At 72.3% G+C, this 11375-nt stretch carries 9 protein-coding genes; 1 reads left to right on the forward strand and 8 read right to left on the reverse strand.

All coding sequences use genetic code 11. The features are described 5' to 3' along the window. From ACPYOM_RS17215 to thrS, 5 genes are all read right to left on the reverse strand, one after another. The coding region (locus tag ACPYOM_RS17215) for an LpxL/LpxP family acyltransferase (RefSeq protein WP_481346904.1) at positions 1–271 on the reverse strand (271 nt) is incomplete at its 3' end. Next, positions 268–891, reverse strand: a complete 624-nt coding sequence (pgsA, locus tag ACPYOM_RS17220; protein WP_481346905.1) for a phosphatidylinositol phosphate synthase — start codon at positions 889–891, stop codon at positions 268–270. The genes pgsA and ACPYOM_RS17215, both read right to left, overlap by 4 nt. A gap of 26 nt (positions 892–917) precedes the next feature. After that, positions 918–1472 carry an HIT family protein gene (locus ACPYOM_RS17225; protein WP_481343641.1) on the reverse strand — a complete coding sequence of 185 codons (555 nt, stop codon included), beginning with the start codon at positions 1470–1472 and terminating at the stop codon, positions 918–920. A 313-nt stretch (positions 1473–1785) separates the two neighbouring features. Continuing rightward, a complete protein-coding gene (locus ACPYOM_RS17230; protein ID WP_481346906.1) occupies positions 1786–5079 on the reverse strand; it encodes a GH92 family glycosyl hydrolase in 3294 nt (1097 codons plus the stop codon). Between the two features lie 148 nt (positions 5080–5227). Next, positions 5228–7213, reverse strand: coding sequence for a threonine--tRNA ligase (thrS, locus tag ACPYOM_RS17235; RefSeq protein WP_481346907.1), 1986 nt, complete (start codon positions 7211–7213; stop codon positions 5228–5230). 109 nt (positions 7214–7322) lie between these two features. On the opposite strand from thrS, the gene ACPYOM_RS17240 reads away from it, so the two are divergent. Further along, a complete protein-coding gene (locus ACPYOM_RS17240; RefSeq protein ID WP_481346908.1) occupies positions 7323–8384 on the forward strand; it encodes a hypothetical protein in 1062 nt (353 codons plus the stop codon). Positions 8385–8413: 29 nt separating this feature from the next. Here the strand turns inward: ACPYOM_RS17240 and ACPYOM_RS17245 are convergent, their stop codons facing one another. The 3 genes from ACPYOM_RS17245 to ACPYOM_RS17255 form a co-directional block, all read right to left on the reverse strand. Further along, the gene (locus tag ACPYOM_RS17245) at positions 8414–9271 is read right to left on the reverse strand and encodes a MaoC family dehydratase (protein WP_481346909.1); all 858 of its coding nucleotides are present in this window, start codon (positions 9269–9271) and stop codon (positions 8414–8416) included. A gap of 5 nt (positions 9272–9276) precedes the next feature. Further along, positions 9277–10602: a 3-oxoacyl-ACP reductase gene (locus ACPYOM_RS17250; protein ID WP_481346910.1), complete on the reverse strand. Its 1326-nt coding sequence runs from the start codon at positions 10600–10602 to the stop codon at positions 9277–9279. Between the two features lie 3 nt (positions 10603–10605). After that, the coding region (locus ACPYOM_RS17255) for an acetyl-CoA C-acyltransferase (protein WP_481346911.1) at positions 10606–11375 on the reverse strand (770 nt) is incomplete at its 5' end.

The following is an 11375-nucleotide window of genomic DNA, read 5'->3' on the forward strand; positions in this document are numbered from 1 at the left end:
GGCGGAAGGCCTCGCAGTAGTAGCGCATGTAGGAGCGCATGCCCGCGTGCACGAGCTCGTCCAGCTCGGCCTCGGACAGCTCCGGCCGCACCCGGCGGTAGTTGGTCCGCAGCCGGTCGATGCCCGAGCCGCCACGGCGCACCGCGATGTCCGCGACGCGGTCGAACAGCCCGTACGCGGCGCGTTCCGGCAGCCCGCGCACGGCCGACCAGCCGAGCGAGAAGCCGAGGACGCTGAGCGAGTCGGTGGCCCGCCGGACGAGCCCGCTCAACTGCGTGCCTCCCCCGCCGCGAGCGCCTGGCGTCGGACCGTGACCATCCGCTGCAGCACCGTGACGAAGCTGGCGACCGCGAGCAGGGCGAGGACCACCCCGAGCAGCAGCGTCGAGTCGAGCAAGTCGGCGAAGAAGGCGGCGACGAGAACGGCGACGAGCCGGTCGGCCCGCTCGGCGATGCCGACGTCGGCCGTGTAGCCGAGGCCCTCTGCCCTGGCCTTGGCGTACGAGACGACGCTGCCGAGGATGAGGCAGGCGAGTGCGAGGCCGGCCATCAGCCGGTTGTCGCCGGGGCCGGCGTAGTAGAGGACGAGGCCGCCGAAGATCGCGGCGTCCCCGACGCGGTCCAGCGTCGAGTCGAGGTAGGCCCCCCACTTGCTCGACCGGCCGGACGCCCGCGCCATGATGCCGTCGACGGTGTCGGAGAAGACGAACGCGGTGATGAGGAGCACGCCCACCCAGATCTGTCCACGCGGGAAGAACGCGAGGGCTCCCACGCAGACCCCGACCGTTCCGACGATCGTGACGACGTCCGGGCTGATGCCGAGCCGGAGGAACAGGTGGGCGATCGGACCGAGGACCTTGGTCAGCGACGCGCGCAGGAGTCTGTTGAGCATGGTGGTGACAGCGTACTGACCGCCGCTCAGCCCTCGGGCCAGGCGGCGACGAGGCGCGCGCGCGTCTCCTCGAGCAGCACGGGCAGCGCCTTGGTCTGGGCCACGATCGGCAGGAAGTTCGAGTCGCCGCTCCACCGCGGGACGACGTGCTGGTGCAGGTGCGCCGCGACCCCGGCCCCGGCCACCGCACCCTGGTTCATGCCGAGGTTGAACCCGTGCGGGCCCGACGCGGCCTCGAGCGCGCGCACGGCCTGCTTGGTCAGCGCCGTGAACTCGTGCGTCTCCTCGTCGGTGAGGTCGACGTAGAGGGAGACGTGCCGGTACGGGCAGACGAGGACGTGGCCGGGGTTGTAGGGAAAGAGGTTCATGACGACGTAGCAGCTCCGGCCGCGGTGCACGACGAGGCCCTCGGCGTCGGGCTTGCCCGGCGCCGCGCAGAAGGGGCAGTCGGTGCCGGCCTCGTCGGTCGGCCGGTCGCCCAGGATGTAGGCCATCCGGTGCGGGGTCCACAGCCGTTCGAAGCCGTCGTCGACGCGGGCGAAGTCCTCGGCCGGCTCGGGCGCGCTCCCCTGCTCCGTCATGGATGTCGATCCTAGGACTGCGGGGTTGCCGGACGTCAGCGGCCCTGCGGTCTCACACACCGCAGGGCCTGCGACCATTGAATCGTCTCGGTCGGGCAGGCAGAAATCGACACGCCTCGTCCGGTCCGATGCCCGACGGACGCCGGTTCGAGCGCAGGACCGACGCAGATCAGCCCCGCGGGTGTGAGAGCCGCGGGGCCGAGGTGCGAACAGTCTCGGCCACGAGCCGGAGCCGCGCAAGGAGTCGAGGCGACCAGGTCCGGCTGTGCGCGGGCCCGGCGCGCGACGGCGCCGGACCCGCGAGCGGTCGACGTCAGCCGAGCGTGACGGCGTAGACCTCGAAGCGGTCGTCGCCCGGCAGCGTGACCGACTGCAGCTGCCTGCTCGGGTCGGCGGCCACCGTCGCGCCGAAGAGCTGCACCGGCGGCCCGTCGACGCCTGAGCCCCCCTTGATCCGGTGGTCCATCGCGATGGCGACCTGGTTGCCGTTGTGCCCACTGCCGGCAGCCCAGTCGGTGAGGGAGATGGGCACCGACTGCACCGTGCCGTCGGTGTAGGCGAGGCGCAGAGCGGTCGAGACGTCGCCGTTGTGCGTCGCCCCGACGACGTGGACCGCGCTCCGGCTCGCCGCGGGCACGAGGATCGTCTGTCCCCGGGCCTCGACGAAGTTCGGCGTCGTGCCCGAGGTCACCGGCGCGGCGTACGTGACGCCGTTCCAGTCCCACGTGGCACCCGTCGGCAGCAGGGCGGCGTCGTAGCTCCAGCCGCTGCCGTCGAAGTTGCCCTCGCTCGGCGCGGACACCGTCGCCGTGCCGTCGTGGTTGCGGGCCTGCCCGAGGTCGACGGCGCAGCCGGCGGCACCGGGCACGCACTCGAGAGCCTCCTGCAGCTGCACCGTGACGACCTTCGTCACCGGGTCGACGCCCGGCGCCGAGGCGGTGACCCGGACCTCGTGGGTCCCGACGCCGAGGCCGGCGGGCAGCGTCACCGTCACGGGCACCGACGCGCTGGCCGGGACGCCGTCGCTGTGCAGCACGGCGGCAGCGTCACCGCTGCCGCCGACCGCGGCCGACCAGCCCTGGGGCGTCGCGACGTCGACGTGCACGGGCAGGCTCTTTGGCGCCTGTCCGACGAGGTCGACCGAGAGGCGGGCCTGCCGGGCGCCGGTGGGCACGACGACCGGGTTCGGGAGCGCCGTCATCGACAGCGACAGGCGCGGGTCGCGTCCGGCCTGCACGGCCGAGGGCGGCACGTCCGCGGGCGTGGTGCCCCACCGGCTCGGCGTCGTGCCGACCGTGTGGGCGATGGTGCCGCCGCGGCGCAGGGCGTCCCAGCCGACCCAGCTCTTCGTGCTCTTCGTCCCGTTGACCGTGAGGGTCTGGACGTAGCGGTCGGCGTCGGAGACGCCGGGCGCCGTGATGGTGAGGCGGTCGCCCTGACCGGTACCCACCGTCGCCGGAGAGGCGACGTCGATGTCGACGCGCTCGAACTGCGGCGAGCTGACGACGAAGTAGTCGGCCCCGCTCATCGTCGGGTAGAGCCCCCAGGACGAGAAGACGTACCAGGCGCTCATCGTGCCGAGGTCGTCGTTGCCGGTCATGCCGTCGGCTCCGTCGGTGAAGAGCGTGAACGCGGCACGGGCCACCGTTGCGATCTTCGCCGGCTGCTGGACCCACGCGTAGACGTACGGCGCGAGCAGGTCGGGCTCGTTGTTCGGGTTGTACGTCGGCTTGCTGTAGTAGGCGTACGTCGCCTCGATCCAGTCGGTGCGGGCGGTGCCGGCCGGGTCGGTGAGCAGCTTGTCGTAGGCGAAGAAGTCGTCGAGGCGCTTCTCCGTGGCTGCGCGTCCGCCCATCAGCTCCACCAGGCCGGCGGGGTCCTGCGGGGCGAGCCACTGGTACTGGTAGGAGCCGCCCTCGTGGAAGGCGTGCGAGGCCTCGACCGGGTCGTACGGGTCGAGCCAGGTGCCGTCGCTCATCCGCGGGCGGAAGGTCTGCGTGCCGGCGTCCCAGAGGTTCTTGTACCAGCCGCTGCGCTCGGTGAGCATCGACGCGTCCGCCGCGTGCCCGAGGGCCTTGGCCATGATGGCGAGCGACGCGTCGGCCGCGGCGTACTCCATGGTGGCCGACGCCGGGTGGGCGCAGTCGTTGTCGCCGCCGTGCGACACGCAGTCGGTGCCGACGCGCAGGCCGAACGGGATGTAGCCAAGCTTGTCGTACCAGTGCTGCCCGGAGCGTCCGTTGTACTGGCTGTCGGCCGGCGGCCGCCCGGTCGCGTTCTGCCTGAGCAGGGCGTACGCCTGCTCCTCGTACCCGGCGAGAAAGCCCTTGCTCCAGCCCTCGACGAGGAACGGCGTCACCGGGTCACCGGTCATGATGTTCGTCTCGCTGTTGACGAGGGCCCAGCGCGGCAGCCAGCCACCCTCGCGGCCGATGGCCAGCAGCGACAGGTAGGAGTCACGGGCGACGTCAGGCGCGAGCACCTCGAGCAGCTGGTTCTGTGGCCGGTAGGTGTCCCACAGCGAGAAGTTCTGGCGAGGGGTGTAGCCGTCGGCGACGTGCGTCCTGCCGTCCCAGCCGTGGTACGTCCCATCGACGTCGGAGGCCAGGTTCGGGTGCATGAGCGAGTGGTAGAGCGCCGTGTAGTAGGCCGTGCGCCGTTCGTCGGATCCGCCTGTGACCCGGGCGTGCTCGAGCTGGTGCTCCCACCGCTGGGTGAGGGCGGCGCGCGTCGCGTCGAAGTCGAACCCGTCGCCGGTCTCCTTCGAGAGGTTGGCGCGGGCGCCCTCGGGGCCGGTGTAGCTGAGGCCCACCTTCATCGTCACCGACGTCGTGCCGGTCGGGAAGGTGACCGCGGCGCCGTTGCCGCCGCCCGTGGTGGACGTGTCGCGGCGACCGATCGTCAGCGTCGAGCCGCTCCACGTGCCGAACGACGAGAACGGCCGGTCGAACTCGGCGCGGAACCACACCGTGTGCTCGTCCTTGCCGGCGCAGAAGTTGCCGTCGTGGATGCGGCCCTCGACGACGCGGTCGCCCACGACGTGCACCTCGGAGTCGAAGACGCGCATGTTGGCCTTGCCGGTGTTGAGCAGGACGTTGGCGGCCTTGCCGGATGGGAAGGTGAACCGCTGCCAGCCGGTCCTGTCGGTCGCCGTCAGCTCGGCCTGCACGCCATAGGTCGGCAGCCCGACGCGGTAGTAGCCGGGGCTCGCCTCCTCGTCGGCGTGGGAGTACGCGGACGCGTAGCGCGCGGCGTCGACGGTCGTGATCGCGCCTGTCGTGGGCATGACGGGCAGCTCGCCGACGACCGGGCACCCGACGCCGGACAGGTGCGTCTGGCTGAAGCCGTAGATCGACGTCTGCGAGTAGTCGTAGCCGCCCTCTCCCCCGGTGTCCGGGCTGACCTGGACCATGCCGAACGGCGCACTGGCGCCGGGGAACGTGTTCCCGTTGTCCTGCGTGCCGATGAACGGGTTGACGGACCCGACGAGGGTCTGGCCGGCCGCCGCAGCTGCCGCCGCCGTCGGCGGTGCGCCCGAGGGCAGCACCGGTCCGAGGACCATGGCGGCGAGGACGACGGTGCCGAGCGATCTGAGCACGATGCGCATGAGAGCGTTCCTTCACGGGGCGACGGCGGTGTCTCGCCCGAGACTCGTGTCGTGCGTCCCGTGTGGCAACCCGTGACCACTGCCCTGTCCGAAGTCGACACGACATCGGACAGGACAGTGGTCCGCGGCTCAGCGCATCCCGTCGCGGTCAGACCTGGGCGCGGCTCTCGATCGCGGCCAGCACCTCGGCGATCGCGTCGTCCACCGGCACCCCGTTCTTCTGGGACCCGTCGCGGTAGCGGAAGGACACGGCTCCGGCGGCCCGGTCCTCCTCGCCGGCGATGAGCGTGAACGGGACCTTCGACTTGCTCGCGTTGCGGATCTTCTTGGGGAAGCGGTCGTCGCTGGCGTCGAGCTCGACGCGGACTCCCTTGCGGCGCATGCGGTCCAGTACCTCGCCGAGGTAGTCGGCGTAGTCCTCGGCCACCGGTACGCCGAGCACCTGCACGGGCGCGAGCCACACGGGGAACGCGCCGGCGTAGTGCTCGACGAGGACGCCGAGGAACCGCTCGATCGAGCCGAACTTGGCCGAGTGGATCATCACCGGCTGCTGGCGCGACCCGTCGGCCGCCTGGTACTCGAGGCCGAAGCGCGCGGGCTGGTTGAAGTCGTACTGGATCGTCGACATCTGCCAGGTGCGGCCGATGGCGTCGCGGGCCTGCACGGAGATCTTCGGGCCGTAGAACGCGGCACCGCCCGGGTCCGCCACGAGCTCGAGCCCGGACTCGCTGGCCACCCGCTCGAGGACGGCAGTCGCCTCCTCCCACTGCTCGTCGCTGCCGATGAACTTGGCCGACTTCTCGCCCTCGGTGTCGCGGGTCGACAGCTCGAGGTAGAAGTCGTCGAGGCCGAAGTCGCGGAAGAGTCCCAGGCAGAAGTCGAGGAGGTGCTTGATCTCCGCTGGTGCCTGCTCGGGCGTGACGTACGAGTGGGAGTCGTCCTGGGTCAGGCCGCGGACGCGGGTCAGGCCGTGCACGACCCCCGACTTCTCGTAGCGGTAGACGCCGCCGAACTCGAACAGGCGCAGCGGCAGCTCGCGGTAGGACCGGCCGCGTGACTTGAAGATGAGGTTGTGCATGGGACAGCTCATGGCCTTGAGCTGGTACTTCGCGCCCTCGAGCTCCATCGGCGGGAACATCGTGTCGGCGTAGTAGGGCAGGTGCCCCGAGGTGTGGAAGAGCCCGTCCTTGGAGATGTGCGGCGTTCCGACGTAGGCGAAGCCCTCCTCGACGTGCCGGCGCCGCACGTAGTCCTCCATCTCGCGCTTGATGACGCCGCCCTTCGGGTGGAACACGACGAGACCGGACCCGAGCTCGTCCGGGAAGGAGAAGAGGTCCATCTCGGCACCGATGCGGCGGTGGTCCCGGCGCTCGGCCTCGGCGAGCCGGTCGAGGTAGGCCTTGAGGTCGTCCTTGGTCGGCCAGGCCGTGCCGTAGATGCGCTGCAGCTGCGGGTTCTTCTCCGACCCGCGCCAGTACGCGGCCGCGGAGCGCATCAGCTTGAAGGCGTTGCCGATGACCTTGGTGCTGGGCAGGTGCGGGCCGCGACAGAGGTCGCCCCAGGCGCGGGTGCCGTCCCGACGGATGTTGTCGTAGATCGTCAGCTCGCCGCCCCCGACCTCGACGCCGGCGCCCTCGGCCGCGTCGTCGGCGTTGCCGCCCTTGAGCCCGACCAGCTCGCACTTGTACGGCTCGTCCGCGAGCTCCTCGAGGGCGTCGGCGTCGGTGACGACCCGGCGTGCGAAGGTCTGGCCCTCGTTGATGATCTTCTGCATGACCTTCTCGAGGGCCTTGAGGTCATCGGGATGGAACGGGGTGTCGACGTCGAAGTCGTAGTAGAACCCGTCGCGGATGGGCGGGCCGATGCCGAGCTTGGCGTCGGCCCGGACCTGCTGCACGGCCTGCGCCAGCACGTGGGCGGTGGAGTGGCGCAGCACGGCGAGCCCGTCCTCGCTGTCGACCGGGACCGGCTCGACGACGTCGCCGTCGGCGAGCACGTGGAAGAGGTCGCGCAGCTGGCCGTTGACGCGGGCGACGACGACGGAGCGGTCGCCCTCGAAGAGGTCACCCGCCGTCGTCTGCTCCGCGACCGTTCGCTCGCTCCCGGCGACGGTGACGGTGATCTGTGCAGACACGGTGCGTGCTCCTTCTCGTGCGCGATCCGACCGTCGCCGGCCGGATCGCCTCGTGTTCCCTGGGTGGACGCCGTTTGGGTCACGGCGCGATCAAGGGTATCGATGACCCATGCGGACCAGCGACACGGTTCTCGGCAGGCCCCGGCCCCACGACCGTGGGTCCGCCCCAGCGCGCCGGCGGTGGCCACGTCCGGCCCGTCGGGCCCTCGCGCTCACGGTCGTCGCCACGACGACGCTGGCGGCCGGATGCGGCGCCCCGCCGCCGGCCAGCGGCCCGGGCCCGCTCCGTCCGGCATCGTCGTCCGACCCGGCACCGAGCTCTTCGCCCGCCACGTCCCGGCCGACGGCATCGGACTCCGGTCCGGGGGTCGCCTCCCACCAGCTGCCGCGGGGCGGGCGCACCCTGTTCCCGACCTACCGCCTCGTCGGCTACGTCGGACATCCGGGGGCCCCCGCCCTCGGACGTCTCGGCATCGGCGACCTCGACGCCCGGGCGCAGGAGGCGGCGTCCGTCGCCGACCGGTTCGCGGCAGGTCGCCGGGCCCTGCCCGTCCTCGAGCTCATCAGCACGATGGTGTCTGCCGACCCCGGGGCCGACGACCTCTACCGCACCCGGACGTCCGACGCCGTCATCGCCCGGTACCTCGCGGCGGCCCGCAAGGTGCGCGGCATCCTGCTCCTCGGCATCCAACCCGGCCGCGCCGACTTCCTCGACGAGGTGCGGCACTACGCGCGGTGGCTCGCCGAGCCCGACGTCGGGGTCGCGCTCGACCCCGAGTGGGCGATGGGTCCGCGCGAGGTGCCGATGCGCACCTTCGGCCACACGACGGGCCGTGAGATCGACGCCGTCGCCGCCTACCTGTCGCAGGTGGTCACCGCGCACGACCTTCCGGACAAGGCGCTCGTCTTCCACCAGCTCGCGCCCCGGATCGTCCGGTCGGAGAACGACATCCGGGCTCACCGGGGCGTCGCCGTCGTCAAGTCGGTCGACGGCATCGGCGACCCGGACCTCAAGCGGGGCACGTACCGAGAGCTCACGGCTCGGTTGCCGCGCACCGTCCACGCCGGGTTCAAGCTCTTCTACGACGAGGACCGCCGGTCCGGACCGCTGATGACCGCGAAGCAGGTCCTCGCGCTGCGGCCGCAGCCGGAGTACGTCCTCTACGAGTGAGGTCGCGCCGCCCCGGCCGCCGCCACGCCTCACCAGGTGTTGCGCACGACCGCGTGATCGACGTCGCCGGTGGCCGACTCCAGCACCGAGAGCGTCGAGTCGTCCTCGAACGCCGTGCGCAGCCGGACCGTCGAGGGCAGGCGCACGGGCTTGCGGAACCACACGCTGCTCGTCAGCCCCGAGCGCGGAAGCCTGGGCCCGAGGGAGGCCAGCGTCCTGGCGTACGAGTACATCCCGTGCGCGATCGCGGTCGGGAAACCGAGCGGCCTGGCCATGAGCGCGTGCACGTGGATCGGGTTCCAGTCGCCCGAGACCGACGCGTAGGCCCGCCCCGTGCCCTCACCGAGCCGCCAGAGGGGCCCGCTCGGGACGGCGTCGAGGGGTGCCAGCGACGGCGGCTCGGACGCGACGGCGTCCGGGTGCTCGGCGCCCCGCGACAGGTACGTGCTGACCCCGCGCCACACGAGCTCGCCGCCGACGCTCACCTCCGACACGAGGTCGACCTGGCGGCCGCGGCGGTGCGGGCGCAGGTCGGCCGCGTGGACCGACACGTCGAGGGCCTCTTCGACACCGACGGGGCGAGCGACGGTGATCGTGTTCTCCAGGTGCACCGCGCCGAGGAGCGGCAGCGGGAACCTGTCGCCGCTCATGACGACCATCTGGAGCGGGAACGCGAGCACGTGGGGGTAGGTCGGCGGCAGGGTGCCGTCGACGGCGAAGCCGCACACCCTCGAGTAGGCGACGAGCTCTGCGACCTCGACCCGGACCGCCGCGCGCGAGACCTCGACGTCCGGCAGCTCGGCGCCGGACGACCCCCGGCGCAGCAGCGCCGTGGCGTAGATCCGGCGCAGGTCGGGCGGGCCCTCGAGCGTGGTGCGACGGGTCATCTGCCTCACGCCCCGAGCAGGCTCTGGCCGCAGACCCGCACGACCTGGCCGGTGACGGCGGCGGCCCCGGGTTGGGCGAACCACGCGATCGTGTCGGCGACGTCGCGCGGCCGGCCGCCCTGCTGGAGGGAGTTCATCCGCCGGCCGAGCTCACGCGTCGCGAACGGGATCCTGGCCGTCATCTCGGTCTCGATGAACCCGGGCGCGACCGCGTTGACGGTGATGCCGCGCGGGGCCACCTGCGCCGACAGCGCCGTGACGAGGCCGATGACGCCGGCCTTGCTCGCGCCGTAGTTGGTCTGCCCCCGGTTGCCCGCGATCCCCGCGATCGAGGCGACGCACACGATGCGCCCGCCGTCGGCGAGACCGCCGTCGTCGAGGATCGCCTCGTTCATCCGCAGGATCGAGGCGAGGTTGACGGCGACGACCGAGTCCCAGCGGGCGTCGTCCATGTTGACGAAGAGCTTGTCGCGGGTGATGCCGGCGTTGTGCACCACGATGTCGAGCGAGCCGTGGCGCGACCGCGCGTGCTCGACGACGCGCCGGCCGGCGTCGGTGGCGGTGACGTCGAGCTGGAGGGCGGTTCCCTTGACCTCGTTGGCCACCCGTGCGAGGGCGTCACCGGCCTGGGGCACGTCGACGGCCACCACGGTCGCACCGTCGCGGGCCAGGACCCGGGCGATCTCCGCGCCGATGCCCCTGGCCGCACCGGTGACGACGGCGACCTTGCCGGAGAGAGGGCGGAGGGCGTCGGGGTTGCTGCCGGTGCGCTCGTCGACGCGGACGACCTGGCCGTCGACGTAGGCCGAACGGCCCGACAGGAAGAACTCGACGGCCGACCGGACGCCGTCCGCAGCCGCGCCGCGGGCGAGCACGAGGTTGGCGGTGGCCCCCGCGCGCAGCTCCTTGGCCAGGGAGCGCACGGCGCCCTCGAGGGCGCGCTGGGTGGCGACCTCGCCGACGTCCGTCAGTGACGCGGGGTCCGTGCCCACGACGACGACCCGGCCGTTGCGGGCGAGGCGCTTGACCGCCGGCGCGCCGAGGACGCGCAGGGCGGCGAGCTGCTCGGGGTCGGTGGCGGCGCTGAGGTCGAGGACGACCGCGCCGACCCGCGCGCCCTCCGCCAGGCCGTCGACCGACTCGACCACGGCGGTCCCGCACGAGCCGAGCCAGTCGCCGATGCCGGCCGCGAAGCGACCGCCGCCGGCGACGAGGACCGGGCCCTCGCACAGGGGCAGGCCCGGCTCGTACCGCCGCAGCGTCGTCGGCTGCGGCACGCCGACCTTCCTGGCGACCGGCGAGCTGATGAGCGTGGTGAACAGGTCGGACACGGGTCAGGCCTCCAAGATCGCGACTACGCCCTGCCCGCCGGCAGCGCAGATGGAGATGAGGCCTCGCCCGCCACCGGCCTCCTTGAGCTGCTTGGCGAGCGAGGCGACGATGCGCCCACCGGTGGCCGCGAAGGGGTGGCCGGCCGCGAGGGAGGACCCGTTGACGTTGAGCCGGCTGCGGTCGATGGAGCCGAGCGGCGCGTCGAGCCCGAGCCGGGCCTTGCAGAAGTCGGGGTCCTCCCACGCCTTGAGCGTCGTGAGCACGGTCGCGGCGAACGCCTCGTGGATCTCGTAGAGGTCGAAGTCCTGCAGCGTCAGCCCGTTGCGTTCGAGGAGCCGGGGCACGGCGTAGGCGGGCGCCATGAGGAGGCCCTCGTCGCCGTGGACGTAGTCGACGGCCGCGGTCTCGGCGTCGACGAACCACGCGAGCGGCTCGAGATGGTGCTCGGCGGCCCAGTCCTCGCTCGCGAGCAGGACGGCCGAGGCGCCGTCGGTGAGCGGCGTCGAGTTGCCGGCCGTCATCGTCGCACCTTCACCACGGCCGAAGACCGGCTTGAGCGCGGCCAGCTTCTCGACACTGGTGCCGGGTCGCAGGTTGTCGTCGCGCGTGAGCCCGAGGTAGGGGGTCATCAGGTCGTCGAAGAAGCCGCGGTCGTAGGCCGCCGCGAGGTGGTGGTGACTGGCCGCGGCGAGCTCGTCCTGGGCCTCGCGCGGGATGCCCCACTGCGCAGCCGTGACGGCCATGTGCTCGCCCATCGACATGCCGGTGCGCG

The sequence above is a fragment of the Monashia sp. HAY1-2A genome, assembly GCF_056755315.1.